The sequence below is a fragment of the Sorangium sp. So ce302 genome, assembly GCF_051530145.1.
Lineage (GTDB): Bacteria > Myxococcota_A > Polyangia > Polyangiales > Polyangiaceae > Sorangium > Sorangium cellulosum_B.
Genome location: NZ_CP150326.1, coordinates 12746187 through 12764253, shown reverse-complemented (window position 1 = coordinate 12764253; position 18067 = coordinate 12746187). Strand labels below are relative to the sequence as shown.

13 protein-coding genes are annotated in these 18067 nt (G+C 71.7%); 10 read left to right on the top strand and 3 right to left on the bottom strand.

Going from position 1 to position 18067, the window contains the following annotated elements:
- The first annotated feature begins 113 nt into the window (after positions 1–113).
- Positions 114–239 carry a hypothetical protein gene (locus WME73_RS48230; protein WP_437913983.1) on the top strand — a complete coding sequence of 42 codons (126 nt, stop codon included), beginning with the start codon at positions 114–116 and terminating at the stop codon, positions 237–239.
- Positions 240–391: 152 nt separating this feature from the next.
- On the top strand, positions 392–6058 hold the full coding sequence (locus WME73_RS48225) for a sensor histidine kinase (protein WP_437913982.1): 5667 nt from the start codon (positions 392–394) through the stop codon (positions 6056–6058).
- 423 nt (positions 6059–6481) lie between these two features.
- Here the strand turns inward: WME73_RS48225 and WME73_RS48220 are convergent, their stop codons facing one another.
- Positions 6482–7564, bottom strand: coding sequence for a formylglycine-generating enzyme family protein (locus tag WME73_RS48220; protein ID WP_437913981.1), 1083 nt, complete (start codon positions 7562–7564; stop codon positions 6482–6484).
- A 318-nt stretch (positions 7565–7882) separates the two neighbouring features.
- On the opposite strand from WME73_RS48220, the gene WME73_RS48215 reads away from it, so the two are divergent.
- From WME73_RS48215 to WME73_RS48185, 7 genes are all read left to right on the top strand, one after another.
- Complete coding sequence (locus tag WME73_RS48215) at positions 7883–8398, top strand: hypothetical protein (RefSeq protein WP_437913980.1); 516 nt, start codon at positions 7883–7885, stop codon at positions 8396–8398.
- Positions 8398–9120 carry a hypothetical protein gene (locus tag WME73_RS48210; protein WP_437743024.1) on the top strand — a complete coding sequence of 241 codons (723 nt, stop codon included), beginning with the start codon at positions 8398–8400 and terminating at the stop codon, positions 9118–9120. Before WME73_RS48215 ends, WME73_RS48210 begins: the two co-directional genes overlap by 1 nt.
- Positions 9117–10454 (top strand): SLC13 family permease, encoded by a 1338-nt coding sequence (locus WME73_RS48205; RefSeq protein WP_437913979.1) that lies wholly within the window; start codon positions 9117–9119, stop codon positions 10452–10454. The genes WME73_RS48210 and WME73_RS48205 overlap by 4 nt, the downstream gene beginning before the upstream one ends.
- A 1189-nt stretch (positions 10455–11643) precedes the next feature.
- A complete protein-coding gene (locus tag WME73_RS48200) occupies positions 11644–11940 on the top strand; it encodes a hypothetical protein (RefSeq protein WP_437913978.1) in 297 nt (98 codons plus the stop codon).
- A gap of 4 nt (positions 11941–11944) precedes the next feature.
- Positions 11945–13159 carry a YcaO-like family protein gene (locus WME73_RS48195; RefSeq protein WP_437855107.1) on the top strand — a complete coding sequence of 405 codons (1215 nt, stop codon included), beginning with the start codon at positions 11945–11947 and terminating at the stop codon, positions 13157–13159.
- Entirely contained in the window at positions 13156–14262 is a 1107-nt protein-coding gene (locus tag WME73_RS48190) for a TfuA-like protein (RefSeq protein ID WP_437855105.1), read from the top strand. Before WME73_RS48195 ends, WME73_RS48190 begins: the two co-directional genes overlap by 4 nt.
- Positions 14252–15043 carry a trypsin-like serine peptidase gene (locus tag WME73_RS48185; protein WP_437743019.1) on the top strand — a complete coding sequence of 264 codons (792 nt, stop codon included), beginning with the start codon at positions 14252–14254 and terminating at the stop codon, positions 15041–15043. The genes WME73_RS48190 and WME73_RS48185 overlap by 11 nt, the downstream gene beginning before the upstream one ends.
- On the opposite strand, the gene WME73_RS48180 is transcribed toward WME73_RS48185, so the two are convergent.
- Positions 14970–15167: a hypothetical protein gene (locus tag WME73_RS48180; RefSeq protein WP_437913977.1), complete on the bottom strand. Its 198-nt coding sequence runs from the start codon at positions 15165–15167 to the stop codon at positions 14970–14972. The two genes, WME73_RS48185 and WME73_RS48180, sit on opposite strands and share 74 nt — an antisense overlap.
- Positions 15168–15192: 25 nt before the next feature.
- A complete protein-coding gene (locus WME73_RS48175) occupies positions 15193–15903 on the bottom strand; it encodes a hypothetical protein (protein WP_437913976.1) in 711 nt (236 codons plus the stop codon).
- A 295-nt stretch (positions 15904–16198) separates the two neighbouring features.
- Between WME73_RS48175 and WME73_RS48170 the strand changes: the two genes are divergently transcribed.
- Positions 16199–18019 (top strand): hypothetical protein, encoded by a 1821-nt coding sequence (locus tag WME73_RS48170; protein WP_437913975.1) that lies wholly within the window; start codon positions 16199–16201, stop codon positions 18017–18019.
- The last annotated feature ends 48 nt before the right edge of the window (positions 18020–18067 follow it).

Here is an 18067-nt window from a genome sequence, read left to right as displayed (position 1 = left end):
TGGCCATTTGAGCCCTTAGGTGCGAGCGCCGCCGCTCTGGTTGTGCGACATGGCGTCGCGGAACGGGCGCTCCCCCGGCGCGAGCGCCGGAGGTCGGCCAGCACCTCCGGGCGATGGACGGGGCACCGTCCACGAAGGCGGCGATCGAGCGCTGCCGCGCGCTGCTGCACGAGAGCTCGGTCGGGCGGTGGACGGCGACGGCGTTCGCGAGCCAGCGTGTGGAGCAGGTCCTGCCATGATGTCATCAACAGGATGGCCCCCGGGCGGGGCGCAGCGCGCGCCGGGGGTTCGCGGAGGAGGACGGTTGATGTCCGGCGCCTCGCCGCTCAAAGCGGTGGCCATGCGCGCCGATCATGGCAGCATGCGTCGCACATTCCCGTAGCAGGCTCCTGTGGACACCACCATTCCCATCTGCTCCGATCCCGGGGCGTCGTCCCGTTACGCCATCATCGAGGTCCTCTGCGAGGGGTCAGACACCCTTCTTTACCGAGGTGTACGCGAGCGCGACGGCCATCCCGTGGTGCTCAAGGTCCTCCGGCGCGATCACGCGAGCCCCCATGCCCGCGAGCGACTGCGTCACGAATACGAGATCGCCCGGGCGCTCGAGGCCGCGGCCGTCGTCAAGCCCTATGCGCTCGAGGTGCTCGGCGATCAGCCGGCGCTGGTGCTGGAGGATTTCGGCGGCGTGTCGCTCGATCGGCTCATCGATGGGCCGATATCGCTCGAGCGCTTCTTCCCCCTCGCCGTCCGCCTGGTCGAGGCGATCGCCGGGCTGCATCGACACGGCGTCGTCCACAAGGACATCAAGCCCCAGAACCTGCTCCTCCACCCCGCCACCGGCCAGGTGAAGATCACCGACCTGGGGATTGCGTCCTGGATACCCCGCGAGCTCCAGCACCTCGAGCACGTCGGGCTCATCGAGGGGACGCTCGCGTACATGGCCCCGGAGCAGACGGGCCGGATGAACCGCTGGATCGACCAGCGGACCGATCTCTACTCCCTGGGCGTCGTCCTCTACGAGATGCTGACGGGCACCCTGCCGTTCCAGGCCAGCGATCCTGTTGAGTGGGTCTATTGTCATATCGCGCAGAAGCCGGTCCCGCCGCACGCGCTCGTCCCTTCGATTCCTCCGCTCGTGTCGCAGGCCGTGCTCAAGCTGCTCTCCAAGGCCGCCGAGGAGCGTTACCAGAGCGCGGCCGGCCTGTGGCACGATCTGGACGAGGCCTTCGCGAGGTGGCGGACGAGCGGCGCCATTCCGCCCTTCGCGCTCGGTGCGCGCGACGTCTCGGACCGGTTCCAGATCCCGCAGCGGCTGTACGGGCGGGAGCGCGAGGTGGCGGCGCTCCTCGCCGTGTTCGAGCGGGTGGTGGCAGAGGGCCGGCCAGAGCTCGTCCTCGTGTCGGGGTACTCGGGCATCGGCAAGTCGTCGCTCGTCGCCGAGCTGCACCGGCCGATCGTGAGGGAGCGGGGGTTCTTCCTCTCCGGCAAGTTCGATCAAACCGCGAGGGACCTCCCCTACCGTGCTTTCCTTCAGGCGTTCCGGGCGCTTTTGCAGGAGATCCTGGGCGCGAGCGAGGAGCAGGTCGAGCGCTGGAGACAGCGCTTCCGGGAGGCCCTCGGCCCAAATGGGAGGCTGCTCGCCGACGTGCTCCCCGAGCTCGAGCTGCTCCTCGGCCCCCAGCCGCCCGTGCCCGAGCTCCCGCCCGCCGAGGCCCAGGGCCGGCTGCTCGCGACGCTCCAGCGCTTCGTCGCTGCGTGCGCCCGGAAGGAACACCCCGTGGCGCTCTTCCTCGACGATCTGCAGTGGGCCGACGCGGGAAGCCTCCTCCTGCTCGAACAGCTCGCCACCTACGCCGGGTCCGAGCACCTGCTGCTGATCGGCGCCTACCGCGACAACGAGGTCGGCCCTGCGCACCCGCTGCGGCTCACGCTGGCCGAGGCGCGGAAGCGCGGCGCCGTCGTCTCCGAGCTCGCGCTCGATCCGCTCTCGGCCGCCCACGTCGGGGCGCTCGTCGCCGAGGCGATCCACGCGCCCGAAGAGCAGGTCGAGCCGCTCTCGCGGCTCGTCTACGAGATGACCGGCGGCAACCCGTTCTTCGTGTTCCAGCTCCTGATCGCGCTGCACCAGGAGGGGATTATCGCCTTTGACGCAGACGAGAGGGCATGGCGGTGGGACATCGCCGCGATCCGCGACAAGGGGTTCGCCGACAACGTCGTCGAGCTCATGGCGGCCAAGCTGAAGCGGCTCTCGGTCCCAACGCGGGACGCGCTCACGCTCGCCGCTTGCCTCGGCGGCAGCCTGGAGCTCGACACGCTCGCGGTGGTCGCGAGCCGTCCAGCGGCGGAGCTCCGCGACGCGCTCGAGGAGGCCGTGGACGAGGGGCTGCTGCTCCGCCGGGGCTCGGCCTATCGATTCCTCCATGACCGGGTGCAGCAGGCCGCTTATTCGCTCATCCCGGAGGGACGGCTCACCGAGATGCACCTCCGGATCGGGCGGCTGCTCCTCAGGGCGCAGCGCGCGGACGAGCGCGACGAGGCGCTCTTCGACGTCGTCGGCCACCTCGACCGCGGCGCCGCGCTCATCCACTCCCAGGCGGAGCGGGACGAGGTCGCCGCGCTGAACCTCCGCGCCGGCAGGAAGGCCAAGGCCGCCGCGGCCTTCCAGTCCGCCGCCGCGCTCTTCGCCGCGGGCCTCGCCCTGCTCGCGCCGGACTCTTGGGAGACGCAGCACGAGCTGACCTACGACCTGACGCTCGAGCGCGCGCACGCCGCGTACATCACCGGCGGCATCGACGAGGCCGAGCGGCTCCTGCAAGAGCTCATGGAGCGCGCGCGGACCCGGCGCGAGACGGCCGCCGCCGTCGAGCTCGCCCTCGCCTTCTATCAGACCCGCGGGCGATGCAACCGCGCGCTGGAGATCGGGCTCGCGTGGCTCCGCGCCTGCGACATCGAGCTGCCGCTCCAGCCCACCGACGCACAGATCGACGAGGAGACCGAGGGCGTCTGGCAGGCCCTGGGCGATCGGGCGATCGAGGACCTGATCCATCTGCCCCCCATGACGCACCCGGAGATGAAGCTCACGATGGGCGTGCTGCAGGGGCTGTCCCTCCCTGCGCTCTTCGTGAACCCGAACCTGCACTTTCTCATCGTCCTGCGCATGGTCCAGCTCAGCCTGCGCCACGGCAAAACCGAGAGCTCCGCGTACGCGCTCGCCGCCTTCGCGAGGGTGATCGGCCCGAGGTTCGGGCGATACCAAGAGGCCTATCGGTTCGGCAAGCTCGGCTGCGACCTGGCAGACAGGAGCGGTCTCCTCACCACGAAATCGGTGGTGTTCACGGCCTTCGGACAGCATGTCGTGTTCTGGACACGCCACTACCGAGAGGCAGCTCCGTACGCGCGCGCCGGCTTCAGCGCCGCGGTCGAGGCCGGTGATCTGAACATGGCGTGCTTCAATTGCCTCTGGTCCGCGCTGTTCCCGCTGCTCGCTGGCGAGCCGCTGGAGGACGTGCTCCGCGAGGTCGAAGAGCGCCTCGGCGTCGCGCGCAGGGCCGGCCACGCGTTGGTGCACAGCGCCCTCCTCGGCGCCCACGCCATGATCCAGACGCTGCGGGGGAGGCCGATCCTCTTCTCGATGCTGGACGGGTCCGAGCTGGATCCGCCAGCCTTCGAGGCGCGGCTGGAGGAGGGGAGTCTGCAGCGCATTCGCAGCGTCTATTATGGCTTGAAGGCCCAGGTGCTCTTCGTGCTCGGCTCTCCCAGGGAGGCGTCCGCGGCGGCGACCTGCGTGATGGTCGAGAACCCCTTCAGGAGCGAGCCCTACGCGCTCATCGCCGAGGACTTCTACTATCTCGCGCTCTCGCTCGCGGCGCTCGCCAACGCGCCGCACGCGGAGCGGGATTCCCCGCTGCGTGCGCTCCCCGAGCAGCTCCTCGAGTGCGAGCGACAGCTCGGCGAGTGGGCCAGGAACGGCCCCGACAACTTCCTCCACAAGCACGCCCTGGTCCGCGCCGAGATCGCCCGGCTCCGCGGCCAGGACCTGGAGGCCATCGGGCTCTACGAGCAGGCCATCGCGGCGGCGCGGGAGGGCGGCTTCGTCCAGCACGAGGCCATCGCCTGCGAGCTCGCCGCGGCGTTCTACCGCGCGCGCGGCCTCGCGACGCCCGCCGACAGCTACCTGCAAAAGGCCCGGGCCGGCTACTTCACGTGGGGCGCTCACGCCAAGGTGGAGCAGCTCGATCAGCGCTATCCCCACCTCGCCCCGCGCAAGCCGATCGCCCCCACCGTCACCTTCGCCGTGCGAGCCGAGCAGTTCGACGTCCTGCCGGTGGTCAAGGCCTCGCAGAGCATCTCCGGCGAGCTCAAGCTCCCTCGCCTGCTCGAGATGCTGCTTCGCATCGTGGTCGAGCACGCGGGCGCCGAGAAGGGGTGCGTCCTGCTGGTCCGGGAGGATCGCCCGTGGGCTGCGGCGATCGAGACGCCGGAGGGCGCGGTGCGGCTGCTCGGCGCGGACGAGGCGCCTTCCGCCGCGCTGCCAGAGGCCGTCCTCAACTACGTCCGCCGGAGCCACGAGCGCGTGCTGCTCGACGACGCCGCCGCCCGGCACCCCTTCATGGAGGACGAGTATTTCCGGCGCAAGCGCCCGAGATCGGTGCTGTGCGTCCCGATCATGCGCGAGGCCCAGCTCATCGGCCTGCTCTACCTGGAGAACAACCTCGTCACTGGCGCCTTCACCCCCGGGCGGCTCAGCGTCATCGAGCTGCTCGCCTCGCAGTCGGCGATCTCGCTGGAAAACGCCACGCTCTATTCCGAGCTGGAGCAGGAGAACGCCGAGCGGCGGCGAGCGGAGCAGGCGCTCAAGGCCACCGAACAGGCCGAGCGCTTCCTGGCCGGGGCGAGCCGCAAGCTGATGGCCCTCGGCTACAACACGACCCTCGAGAGCGTGGCAGAGCTCGCGGTGCCCGAGCTGGCCGACCAGTGCGTCATCGACGTGGACCTCGCCCGCGGCGCCCCGGGACACGCCGTCTCCGCAGGCGTGCCCGCCGAGCGGGCCGACGCCGTGATGGACGCGCTGCGGCCCCTGGCGGCGGCGTCGCCGCTCCGGCCCGAGGTGGGCGACATCCGCGCCGCGCCCCTGCTCGGGCAGCTCGGCATTCACGCCTTCCTCCGGGTTCCTCTCGTCGCGCGCGACCGGTGCTTCGGAGCCATGACCCTGCTGGCGACCGTGCCCGGGCGCCGTTACGACCCTGCCGACCTGCGGCTGGCCGAGGAGCTCGGGTACCGTGCGGCGCTCGCCCTCGACAACGCCCGCCTGTTCGCCGAGGCCCAGGAGGCCATCGCGCGGAGGGATGAGTTCCTCGTCGTCGCCTCCCACGAGCTCAAGACCCCGCTGACCTCGCTGCAGCTGCAGGCGCAGCGCGCCGAGCGGCTCTTGCGTCGCTACCAGCACGCGGAGCTCGCCTCCGAGCGGATCCATGCCGCGCTTCAGGTCCTCAATCGCCAGATCGCGCGGCTCGTGCACCTGGTCGACGAGCTGCTCGACGTCACGCGGCTGAACGCCGGGCGGCTGACGCTCGCGCGCGCGCCGGTCGATCTGGCGGCCCTGGCGCGCGAGGTCGTCGAGCGGATGAGCCAGCAGCTCGCCGACGCCCGCTGCAGCGTCCAGCTCGAGCTGGGCGAGCCTGTGATCGGGCGCTGGGATCCGTCTCGCATGGAGCAGGTGCTCACCAACCTCCTGTCGAACGCGATGAAGTACGGCGCAGGCAGGGCGATTCTCGTCGGCGTGCGGAGGCAGGCCGATCGCGCGCTGCTGGTCGTCCGGGATCAGGGGATCGGGATTGCGGAGGCCGATCAGAGCAGGATCTTCGAGCGCTTCGAGCGCGCGGTGTCGGTGCGCAACTTCGGCGGCCTCGGCCTGGGGCTCTTCATTGCACGCTCGATCGTGGCGTCGCACGGCGGATCCATCCGGGTGGAGAGCAAGCCGGGCGCGGGCGCGACGTTCGAGGTGGAGCTCCCGCTGAGCCCGCCCGAGGCGGAGGAGCGCGGCGCCGCGCCGGCCTAGCCCACCGTTCAGTTTGGAAGGGCCGCCAGCGCGCTCGCCCCACGTCGGTCCTGAGCGCTCCGACCTCTGTCCCGATGGGGTTGAGCGCAGCGCCGCGCTTCATGCTGATCCCGGCCATGGAGGTGCCGCCCGCAGCGGTGCTCGACCACCCAGCGCCAGGCGTTCGCTGAAGGCAGGAGGGAGCCCGACGCCATCCTGGCGCCCCCGCCCGGGGCGGGCGACACGCCGTGAACTCGTCCGGATGCGCTGGCGCCTCCACACAGGAGCTGGGTGGTCCCCGCCTCCGATGCACGCGCCTCCGACAAAAAGATGGGTCGCATCCATCTCCGCGCTGGACGCGCGCCCGCTCGCCGTGGGTCACTCCGAGAGCTCTCCTCGCGACCGCGCCAGCATCGCGTCTGTTCGCAGCGCCGCGCGGAGGGCTCACGGCCCTGGCAGGTCGCGCGCGCACATCGCCGATACATAGTAGTGGCGGCCATTGGTCTCGTAGGGTGCGCGATAGGTCGTCGTCTGCCGATATCCGGCGGCGACGAAGCTCCCGCCGTGCGTGACGCGCAGGGCAGCGTGGTTGTCCAGCCGGGAGCAATCGGCGCACGGCACGAGCGGGCGGTCGTCGTCGGCGGCGTCGCGCGTGACCTTGTAGGCCTCGCCGGCGAGATCGAGCTGGCCCCAGCGCCCCGCTCCCCTGGGAAAGGAGCCGACGGGCGCGAGATCGTCCGTGGTGCAGTGGATGAGGCTCCACGGGGGAAACGCGTCCTCGCAGGGCAGCGACGTCGAGCCTTCGCCCTGGCAGCAGTAGGCCGCGTCTTCGGAGGTGATGGGGGAAGTGCCCCACGGATACAGCCGCTGCTCGTCGCCGCCTGCAGCCGCGTAGTTCATCTCGGCCTGGGTCGGCAGGCGCCCGCCGTCCCACGCGCAGAACGCGAACAGCTCGAGCCATGTCGCGCACACGATGGGTTTGTCCTCGTTCGCGGCCGCAGCGTCGGTCCACGTCGGCCAGCCGTAAGGATCGCAGACGAGCGCCCGCTTCATCTCGGCCGTGGTCGCCGGGAGCATCGTGTTCCAGGCCGGGTCCCACCCGCTGTCCGGGATCTTCGGGTGCGCCCCTGCGCCGGCCGGCGGCGGGCTCGCCTGCGTCGGGCCGCCGGTCTCTTCCAGGTAGCGGCGAAACCGCCCGACCGTGACCATGTACTTGTCGAGGTGGAAGCTGCTCACGCTCGCGGGATACCGCGGATCGTTGAGCCGGTTGAACGTCCCGCCGGGCACGAGCAGGCTGGCGCAGCAGTCGTCGTCGTGACCGAGGCCGCAGCGGTCGTCGGCGCCGGGCGTGACGCCGGCGCAGCTCGGCGGAGGCGCCTGCGCGCGGTCGCGCCCGGCGTGAACGGAAGCATCCGCGTCCTGCTCCGCGGCGCCGCCGCTGTACGCGTCGCTGGATCCCAGGATCGCCGCGAGCGTGCAGAGGGCGAGGAGAGTCGAGAGCGGCTGTCGAGGCGGTCGCGTGGCCATTTGAGCCCTTAGGTGCGAGCGCCGCCGCTCTGGTTGTGCGACACGGGGAAAGGCCAGCGCGAGGCGGCTCGGGCGCGCAGGCGCACGGGAACCAGCGAGCTCCTCCTCCGCCCTTTCCTGGCTTCCTGCGATGTCGTCAGAGCGCTTGAAGCCCGCGACCGTCGACTGGACCGGTCGAACCACGGGCTCGTTCACCGTCGCCAGCCGCGAGGCGTCGCGCTGCATCGCCGGAGTGGCGCGCGCGTCCGCGCGGGGCGCTGGCGCGCGAGATCAGGCCTGGATCCGGGCCCTTCCGGGCAGCTACGCTGAAGTGCCCTCATGCCTCCGCCCCGACCGCCTCGCGACCCTGGCCATCGCTACCCTTCATTGCCCTCGTCCGTGGTGTCCGCGTTCATCCGCCCCGCGAGGCTCGACGCGCTGCTCGCCCCCTGGATGCCCGACGCGGAGGAGCGCGCCTTCGTCGTCCGGTGCATCGTCGGGGAGGGCCCGGTCCATCACCGCGGCGCGAGCTACACGCTGGTCTGCCTGCTCGGCCTCCTGCTCGAGGAGCTCGGTCCGCCGGAGGGCGGCGCGCCGAGCGGCGAGTCGCTGCCCGTCCCGATCCGCCTGCCGCCGCACCTCGCGCGCGGCAGCGAGCACGACTACCCGCTGGCCGTCCCGCTCGCGCCGCTGACGCGCCTCGCCCCGAAGGGCTCGCCGGAGCTCGCGGCGCTCGTCGACTGCCTCACCGACGGCCCGCCGCACCACGCGCTCGCCAACGCCGCGATGGTCTGCCTGCTCGACGCCCTCTTCGCGCGCGCCGAGCGCGCCCGCGCCGGGGCGGAGCCGGCCTGATGGCGCTGCCGCCGGCGCTCGGACAGGCGTTCCGGATGGTGGCCGCCGAGCTGGGCATGCGCTCGGCGGCGCGGCTGTTCCTGCGCGAGCTGGTGGGCGAAGGCGGCGCCCCGCTCGCGCGCGAGGCCCGCGACCAGCTCGGGCGCGAGTTCCCCGTCCTCGACTTCGTCGCCGAGCAGTGGCTCTCGGGCGGCGCCGAGGCGCCGCTCGACCTCGCAGGCGTCCTCGACGCGCTCCGCGGCGTGACCCGGCTGCTCGTCGTGGGGCTGGAGGCCGACTGCCTCGACGCGCTCGTGCCGCGGCTCTCCGGCGTCGAGGCGGGCCTCGTCACCGACGCGGGCGGGCTCGACACGGACTTCGGCCGTGTGCTCGCGAACTACGACGGGCTCATCGAGCCGGTGGGTCTGTCCGAGCTCCACCGCTGGGCCGGGCGGAGGAGCGCGCTGCTCACGTTCGTCTACGGCACCGACGGGCACGCGGCGCACGTGAGCCCCTCGTGGCTGCGCGTCTCGGGCCCCGACGTGCGGACCCAGTTCCGCTCGCTGATCGGCTGGGACATCCTCGGCCGGCCCATGACGGTGTACCCGCGCTGGATGGTCGAGACGAGCTCGGCCGATTTCTCGTGCCTCGTCGGGCCGGCCCCGCGCGGCCCCGCGCCCGAGGTCGCCGCCGCCGGCGCGGGCGACCCGCGCGCGCTCGCGCCGGCGATCGAGGCGACGTGACGGCCCCCCAGGCCGCGCTCTTCGCCGTCCTGCTCGGGACGCTGCTGCTCCAGGCGCTCCTGCCGTCGCGCCGCGTGCTCATCGTGACGGGCGGCGCGGGCCTCGCCTGCCTCGCGTCGACGCTGCTCGGGGTCGCGACCACGCCGCGCCTGCTCGCCGAGGTGCCGTGGGACGTGCTCGTCATCCTCGTGACGCTGGGGCTCCTGTCCCAGCTCTTCGCCGCCTCGCGGCTCTTCGATCGCCTCGCCGTCGCGGCGACGCGGCTGAGCGGCGCCGAGCCCTTCCGCGTCCTCGTGGTGTTCTCGGTCGCGATGTACGTCGTGAGCGGCGTTGTCAACAACCTCACGGCGCTCGTGCTCGTCCTGCCGGTGCTGCACGTCCTGCTCAAGCTGATGGGCACGCGGCAGCGGTACGTCTCCTGGCTGCTCGGCCTGCTGCTCGTCGCGTGCAACCTCGGCGGGGCCGCCACGCCGATCGGCGATTTCCCGGCCATCCTGCTGCTCGGCCGGGGCAGCATGACGTTCGGGGCCTACCTCTCGCGCGCCGCGCCGGCGACGCTCTGCGCGCTCGCCGTGCTGCTCGTCGTCGTGCGCGCCGTGGTGCGCCCGGCCGCGGGCGTGCCGCGCGATCCGGTCTCGGCGCGGCTCACGCGCGCGGCCATGGAGGCGCTGCACCGGCGGGTGCGGGCCGACCGGCGCCTCCTCGTGCCGGCGGCGGCGTCGCTCGGCGCGATGGTGGTCGCGTGGCTGTTCCTGCCCGCGGAGCTCGGCGTCGGCCCCGAGCTCGTGTGCTGGCTCGGCACCGGCGCGGCGCTGCTCGCGTCGCGCAGGCTCGGCGAGCGGCTCGCGCGGACGGGGCTCGACATCGAGGCGGTGCTCTTCCTGCTCTCGCTCTTCGTGATGGTCGCGGCGGTGCGGCGCACCGGCCTGTTCGAGGAGGTCTCGCGCTCGCTGGCGCGGCTCCCGGTCGCCCCGTCGCTGCAGCTCGTCGCGTTCCTCGTCCTCGCCGGCGTGCTCACCGGGCTGTTCTCGGCGGGCCCCAGCATGGCGGCGCTGCTCGACGTGGCCGAGTCGCTCGCCGAGCGGCTGCCCGCGCCCGCCGTGTATGTCGGCCTCGCCCTGTCCGTCTGCGCGGGCAGCTCGCTCTTCCTGACCGCCGCGACGTCGGGCCCGCTCGCGCAGGCGCTCACCGAGCGGGCCGACCTGCGGGACGTCGACGGCAGGCCCATCCGGTTCGGCTTCTTCGATTTCCTGCCGACCGGGCTCCTGAGCTTCGCGGTCATCCAGGCCGTGGCGATCGCGTACGCGCTCCTCGCCATCTGGGCGGCGCGATGAGGTCGCCCGCCGGCACGAGCTGGCTCGCCCATGCGGGAGATGTGTGGCACCCACGTCCGGGTGGATGCGCCTCGAGCATGAAGACGGGTCGCAGCCGTCTCCGGCTGGCCCCCCTCCAGCATGAAGACGGGTCGCACCCGTCTCCGGCTGGCCCCCCTCCAGCATGAAGACGGGTCGCACCCGTCTCCCGCTGGCTCCCCCTCCAGCATGAAGACGGGTCGCACCCGTCTCCCGCTGGACGTGCCTCCACAAAAAGATGAGTCGCACTCGTCTCCCGCTGGACGTGCCTCCACAAAAGATGAGTCGCACTCGTCTCCCGCTGGACGTGCCTCCACAAAAAGATGGATCGGGCCTTATGCGATCAGGCAGGTTGTCCACGCCTGAAACGCCTGGGATTACCGCGACGTAGCACCAGGCGGAAGGCATCCTACCGTATAGCTGTACCCTACTGGCGCGCGAGAACACCTCTGGCGCGCGAGAACACCTCCTCGCCTCGCTCCTCGCGGTCGATTCGCACCTCCGGTAGATCGTGGCCCATCCACGCCGGTGGACTACCAGGGCTCCACCCTCGACCAGGGGCGCCGCGGCTTCGCTCTCGGCGTGCGCCCATCGACCGATGCGCGATGCACGCGTGGGTCATGTCACACTGCGATTCGTGACATGTCACGCTGCAATCGGCGACATGTCACGCTGCGATCCGTGACATGTCACGCTGGGATCCGTGTCATGCGACGTTGCAGTCCGTGACATGTCACAGAGAAATGGGCCACATTTCACGGCGGGCGGCTGATCCTGCCGGCACATGGAACGCGACATCTCGAGACATCGAGCGCCCTCTGCCCCTGGCACACGGCGTGCGTTGAGCGCTCCAAGCGGACCTAGCAGCGTCGAGCTCTCGGGCTCGGCATCACGATGCGCCTGACCGCGAATCGACGCGGGTGGGCTTCTTTGTCTCGGAGAGAAGAAGATGCGATTGAGAAGCACTTGGATGATGGTGCCGCTCATGCTCATGAGCGGGGCTTGCATCGGCGTGAACGAGGACGACCAGCCCGCGCTCGATCCCCTGTCCGGCTAGGACGACAAACCGTCCATCTCGTGCGGTCGAGTCGGTGCGCCGGCGGTGGCGCGAGTTCTGCGCCGTCGCCGAGCGATGTGGAGAGGTTCCAACGCGTTTCTCAGGAGGGATGACATGAAGAAGATGACGGATGATCCGTTCACGCTCGTCGTGATCAACGGCAAGGGAGATGGCTACTACGTGATCGACAGCAGAGACCTCGGGCCGCCGAAGCGGCCGCTCGAGCCGATCTGCAAGGAGCTCGTCGAGCAGCGCGTCGCGACCCAGCACGTGCCGTACGCGGATGCGCCGCCGGCCCGCCGTCTCGTCGAGCAGGAGCTGGCGCGCGGCGGCGCCGCCGAGGAGGTCGGGCCCGCCGAGTTCTGCGGCACGTTCTACTTCAACCTGAACGCGTTCAAGCCGCAGGACTAGCGCCGTGCCCTGCACCGAGAAGGCGTACTGGCGCGGCACGCAGCGCCGGATCAGTCCGGCCGACACGCTCGCCCGGGTCCGGCCGCTGCTGCGGCGACTCGGCATCACGCGGATCGCGGATGTCACCGGGCTCGACTCGATCGGCATCCCGGTCGTGATGGTGTGCCGGCCGAACGCGCGCTCGATCTCGGTCTCGCAGGGCAAGGGGCTCGACCTCGAGGCGGCGCGCGCGTCGGGCGTGATGGAGTCGATCGAGCAGTGGCACGCCGAGCACATCCTGCGACCGATGGTGTTCGGCACCGCTGCCGAGCTCGCCGCGACGCGCCGTCTCGTCGATCTCGCCGGGCTGCCGCGGCTCGCGATCGGGGCGTTCCAGCCTCATCGCAAGCTGCTGTGGCTCGACGGTGTCGACCTGTTCGACGGCGCGCCGCGCGCGGTGCCGCTCGAGGTGGTCACCACCGACTACACCTCGCCGCGCCCGCCGGGCAGCGGCTGCTTCTTGACCACGTCGACCGGGCTCGCGTCGGGCAACGACGCGCTCGAGGCGACGCTGCACGGGCTGTACGAGGTGATCGAGCGCGACGCGGTCGCGATCTGGCGCGCCGGCGGCGCCGAGGTCCGGCGGCGCACCCGGATCGCGCTCGACACCGTCGACGACCTCGACTGCCGCGCGCTGCTCCGGCGGTTCGAGCGCGCCGGCGTCGCGGTCGGTGCGTGGGACGCGACCAGCGACCTCGGGCTGCCGGTCGTGGTCGCCGAGATCGCGGATCGCGATCCGGACCCGTTCCACGCGCTGTGCGTGAGCGGCGGCCAGGGCTGTCACCGATCGCGCGCGATCGCGCTCGCCCGCGCGCTCACCGAGGCCGCGCAGAGCCGGCTGACCGCGATCTCCGGCGCGCGCGACGACATCGTGGAGCCGTCGTTCCAGCGTGTCCGCGCGGCGGACCGGATCGCGGCGGCGCTCGTCGAGCTCGAGGCGCCCGCCGCGCGCTCGTTCGCAGAGCTGCCCGATGCGGCGAGCGACTCGTTCGACGACGACCTCGCCGCGGTGCTCGGCGCGCTGCGCGGCGCGGGGCTCGCCCAGGCCGTCGCGGTCGATCTGTCCCGGCCCGAGCTCGGCGTCGCGGTGGTCCGCGTCGTCGTGCCGGGGCTCGAGAGCATGTGGAACGCACCCGGCTACGCGCCCGGTCCGCGGGCGCAGCGAGCGAGGCCATCGTGATCGTGCTGTTCACCGGACCGAGCCTGCCGCCGGCCGACGTGCCGGCGGTGCCCGACCTGCGCGTGCTGCCGCCGGCGGCCCAGGGCGACGTCTACCGGGCCGCGCGCGAGCGGCCGTGGGGCATCGGCCTCGTCGACGGGTTCTTCGAGCACGTGCCGGCGGTGTGGCACAAGGAGATCCTGTGGGCGATGGCCGAGGGCGTGCACGTGTTCGGAGCGTCGAGCATGGGCGCGCTGCGCGCGGCCGAGCTCGCCGACTTCGGCATGGTCGGCGTCGGCTGGGTGTTCGAGCAGTTTCGCGCGGGCGCGCTCGACGCCGACGACGAGGTCGCGCTGACCCACCTCGCGGCCGACCACGGCTATCGCCATGTCTCGGAGGCGCTGGTCGACATCCGCGCCACGCTCGACGCGGCGGTCGCCGCCGGCGCGTGCACCCGCGCGGCGGCCGATCGGCTGGTCGCGCTCGCGAAGCAGCGGTTCTATCCCGACCGCCGGTGGCCCGAGCTGCTCGCCGAGGCGCACGCCACCGGCTGCGACGTCGCCGCGCTCGAGCGCTGGCTGCCCGGCGGCCGCGTCGACCAGAAGCGCCGCGATGCGCTCGCGCTCGTCGACGCGATGCAGGCCGCGCGCGCCGCCGGCGCCGCACCGAAGCGCGTCGACTACGCGTTCGAGCGCACCGACGCGTGGGACCATGCGCTGCCGCGGATGCGCGCGGCGCGCGGCGCGACCGCGGCGCCGCTGCTCGACGCGCTGCGCGCGCTCGGCGACGCGTCGCTGTACGCGAGCGCGGTCCAGGGCGCGCTCGCCCGCGCGCTCGCCGAGGACGCGGCGGCGCGCCAGGGCCTGTCGGTCAGCGCCGAGCTCGTCGAGCGCACCGCGCAGCAGTTCCGCCGCGAGCACGGCCTGTACACCGCCGCCGAGACCCGGGCGTGGCTCGCCGAGCAAGAGCTCGACCCGGCCGCGTTCCTCGAGCTGATGCGCCGCGAGGCGGTCGTGCGCTGCGCGCAGGCCGCGACCGAGCCCGAGCTCGATCACCACCTCGCCGATCAGCTGCGCGCGATGAGCTGCTACGGGCGCGTGCGCCGGAGGCGCGGTGCGGAGTGAGCCGGTCGAGCACTGCCCGCCGCCGCTGCGCACGTTCGCGGCCGCGCACGAGGGTGCGGTCGGCCAGCTGCGCTGGAACGCCGACCTCGCACGCCGCTACGCCCGGCCCGGCACCGCGAGCGGCGTCGCGTGGGGCTCGGGCACGCTGATCGCGCGCGACCTGTTCCTCACCGCGGGGCACTGCTTCGACCGCACCGGCGGCCGCTGGCTGCGCCCGCTCGACGACCGCACCGGCGACGTGATCGGCTCCGCGGAGATCGCCACGAACATGCACGTCGCGTTCAACTACCAGCTCGATCCCGCGGGCGAGCTGCGGCCGACGCGCTGCTACCGGATCGTCGAGCTCGTCGAGCACCGCGCGGGCGAGCTCGATTTCGCGATCGTGCGGCTCGCCGGCGCGCCCGGCGCCGCGTGGGGCGTCGCCGAGCTCGCGCCGACCGGCGCGCGCCCGGGCGAGGCGGTGTGCCTGATCGGCCACCCGCTCGGCTTCACGAAGCACCTGGTCGCGGGCCGGTGCGTGGCCGCGGGCGGCACCGCGCTCCGCTACCTCGGCGCGGCGACGTTCGAGGGCAGCTCGGGCTCGGGCGTGCTGCGGATCTCCGACGGCCGCCTGGTCGGCGTCCACACGAACGGCCGGAGCAGCGCGGGCACGAGCTCCGGCGTGTGCGCGAGCGCGCTGCTCGCGCGATCGCCGACGCTCCAGCTGGTTAGCCGGGCGGCGGCAGCAGGCGGAGCAGCGGCGCGTCCTTGCTCTGCGCCGCGGTCGCGACGCAGCCCTTGAGGTCGGCGAGCGCGCGGATCGCGGTCTCGGCGAGCATGCGGCCGTCGGCGCGGCGGCGCGGCGCCTCGGGGATCGAGCCGACGTACTTCACGAACTCGTCGTACTTCTCGTCAAGCGGCGGCACCGCCTCCGGTTGTCCGGTCCGGTCATCACGCGCGAGACATCGCGGCGCCGTATCGCCGCTGCAATGCGCGGCTCTCCTCCTCCGTCGATGCGGTGATGAGCTCGATGTAGGGCTCGAAGGCGAGAGGCATGGGGAGATCGAAGAGCAGGTGCTTCTCCGGATCGACGCTCTTCCCCGCGCCATGACAGAGGAACAGCCGCTCCTGGAGGAGCGGGAAGACGGCGAGTGAGGTGAGCTCGTGCCGCTCGATCGTCTCGATATCGGCGATCGACGGCTCGAGGATCTCGTCGAACACGCCGCTCGGATGCTTGAAGGGACCTCCGGCGTGATGGTTCACGTCCTTGCGCACGAGCGCCCCGCCGCGACCGATCGTGATGAACGAGCGCTCATGAGGCGTGCCCTCCCAGACCGTCACCCGCCGGCTCGTCGCGTCGGGGTGGATCCACACGGTCGGGAGGTCGACGTTCAACGGCTCCACGCCCTTGACCCGGCCAATCACGCTCGACGTGAGGAGCTGCCGGGTGACGGACGTGCAGAAGAGGACGTCCGCCGGAGCGAGCCGTGTCCCCCGCCAATCGCGATCGCGGCGGAAGTGACGGAAGAAGACCAGGTAGGGAGACCTGCTCATCTGCGCGAGGACGAAGCGCCCCCGGCGGGTCTCGAGGTCGATCACGTTGCCAACGCCCCAGGTGACGCGCCCCATCGAGACACCACGGCGCATCGAATTCATGTTCATGGTCATTCTCCTCCAACATGGTTTGAGCGTGGGCTCCCGCCCGCGCGGCGGCCGGCGCGCCATGCGCCCTCGATCACGACACCTGCGGCGTGTTCGCAGGACACCCCGCGGGGCGGTCGATTCGTCAGCGCGTCGCGCCTGCCTTCGCCACGGGACATGGCGTGCGTGAACGCCACCGATGTGCGGGGTCTCGGACCACGCTGCCAGACGCGGCTCGCCAGAGTGTGATTTTCCACATCGCGATTGCCGCGCACGCAGGGCAGATGATAGCGTCTCCTGATTGCCTGGGGGTGCCATGCCTGTACGACATGTCCTGTTCAATGCGCTGCCCGATCCCGTCCGCGATCGGCTCGTTCGGTGCCTCGATGGTCAGGGCCCGCCCAGGCCGATCCTCTCCGCGCCGGCGAACGCAGGCGCGGGGATCCTCGGATGGAGCTTCCTCGCGCTGGCCGCCGCCGCCGTGACCCTGGTGCTCGTCTGCAATCATTTTGGATCGCTTTGGTCAGGCGTTCAGGGCACGGGGCACCTTCTCGGCTACGCCGGCAGCATCTTCCTGCTCTTCGTGTCGACCCTGATGGCCATCAAGCGGCTCAGGTTCAAGTCGACCCTCCCGTTCAGGGCGGGCCGGTATCTGTTGCCGGCGGACTACGTCGACGCGACAGGGCCCAAGCTGACGGTGATCCCGATGTCGGATCTCGTGAACGTCGGCGCGGTACACCACCACACGAATGGGGTCTACTCCCACTCGCTCATCACCTTCAGCTTCCAGGGGAACGTCAGCCAGTCGTTCGTCGTCCGTTCGCAGGCAGAGGTCCAGGCCAAGGTCGGCGAGCTCGAGTGGTCCCGGCAGGCGCTCGGGGCCGCGTTCGCGTCGAGGGACGTGCAGCAGCTCATCGCGCTGGATCCGTTCTTCGAGGTCCGGCGCGACGACGCCTGGGACAGGCTCGTGGCCGTCGATCCACCGCACGCAGCGGGCGGCCACGCGCCGCGTGTGGGCACGATGCCGTCGTTCCTCCACCCCGGCTTCATCGCGGGCGCCTCGACGCTGGTGGCCGTGATCCTCGCGCTGCCCTTGTGGTACGTGCGCAACCTCCTGAGCGACGAGGCGATGTTCCGTAGCGCCAAGGAGGTAGGGAGCGAGTTCGCCTACGAGGGCTATATCCATTCAGGCCGCAGGCACCTCGATGAAGTGAAGAACAGCTTGCTCCCCCGGGCCGCGCTCACGGAAGCAAAGCGCGAGGGCAGCGTCACCGCGCTGCGCGCCGTCCTCAAGAAGTACCCGGGATCGGTGGTGGAGGGAGAGACGCGCGCCGCGGTCCATGCGCTCTTCTCGAAGACGCTGGCCGACTTTCGAGCGCAAACCTCGACATCGGACCCGGTCATGCTGAGCTTCATGGAGAAGCTGATCTCGTATCTGGAGAAGAGCGAGCGGTCGACCGTCGAGGTCCGCTTCGACCCGCCCGCCACCGACATGCTCGCGAAGCTGGATGCGGTCTTGCAGCAGAAGGCGCAGGCCCTCCGCCCGCGGGGCGCGGGCGTGGCGCCCGTCGCGAAGCATTTCGATGCTGAGCACTCCCTTCCTCGCGAGGCGGCCATCGTGAACAACCTGGCGGCCGGCTTCAAGCGGGTCTTCCCGACGGACATCCTCGAGCTCAAGCAGGGAGAGCGCCTGACCGACAACGCCGGTGCAGCCAGGGTCGCTCCGAGCGTTCCGACGATCTACATCCATTACGATGTCGGCTGGTCCGGCACCATGTACTCGGGCGAGCGCAGCGAACGAGCGTTCGTCGGCATCCTGGTCGATTTCGACGGGACCATGCGGATCCCCGGAGAGCGCGACGCGTTCGACTTCAAGCTGAAGGTGATGCCCCCGGACGAGTTCACCGTGGAGTACACGAGCACGGCAGGGCTGGGGGCCAACCTCGCGAGCGCGCCTCCCGATGACCGGGTCTACGAGGTGATGGCGCTCCGCGCCTTCGACCAGCTCGCGGGCAAGCTCAGGAGCATCTTCTTCAAGCCTGGGAGCATGGCGCTCCAGGGGGCGGACGAGAGCGGCCCGGCGCAGGGGGGCTCGTCCCCCGACGCGCGCCCGCTCGGGCGCTCCCCGCGCCAGTGACCGGCTGAGCACGCGCGGGCGGTCGCCCTCGAGGTGGCGGAGACTCCG

Excerpts from the sequence above, each read along its gene's own strand:
- WME73_RS48215 (WP_437913980.1), top strand. The coding sequence starts at position 7,883 with ATGCCTCCGCCCCGACCGCCTCGCGACCCTGGCCATCGCTACCCTTCA.
- WME73_RS48230 (WP_437913983.1), top strand. The coding sequence starts at position 114 with ATGGACGGGGCACCGTCCACGAAGGCGGCGATCGAGCGCTGCCGCGCG.
- WME73_RS48170 (WP_437913975.1), top strand. The coding sequence starts at position 16,199 with ATGCCTGTACGACATGTCCTGTTCAATGCGCTGCCCGATCCCGTCCGC.
- WME73_RS48220 (WP_437913981.1), bottom strand. The coding sequence starts at position 7,564 with ATGGCCACGCGACCGCCTCGACAGCCGCTCTCGACTCTCCTCGCCCTC.
- WME73_RS48175 (WP_437913976.1), bottom strand. The coding sequence starts at position 15,903 with ATGAACATGAATTCGATGCGCCGTGGTGTCTCGATGGGGCGCGTCACC.
- WME73_RS48210 (WP_437743024.1), top strand. The coding sequence starts at position 8,398 with ATGGCGCTGCCGCCGGCGCTCGGACAGGCGTTCCGGATGGTGGCCGCC.
- WME73_RS48200 (WP_437913978.1), top strand. The coding sequence starts at position 11,644 with ATGAAGAAGATGACGGATGATCCGTTCACGCTCGTCGTGATCAACGGC.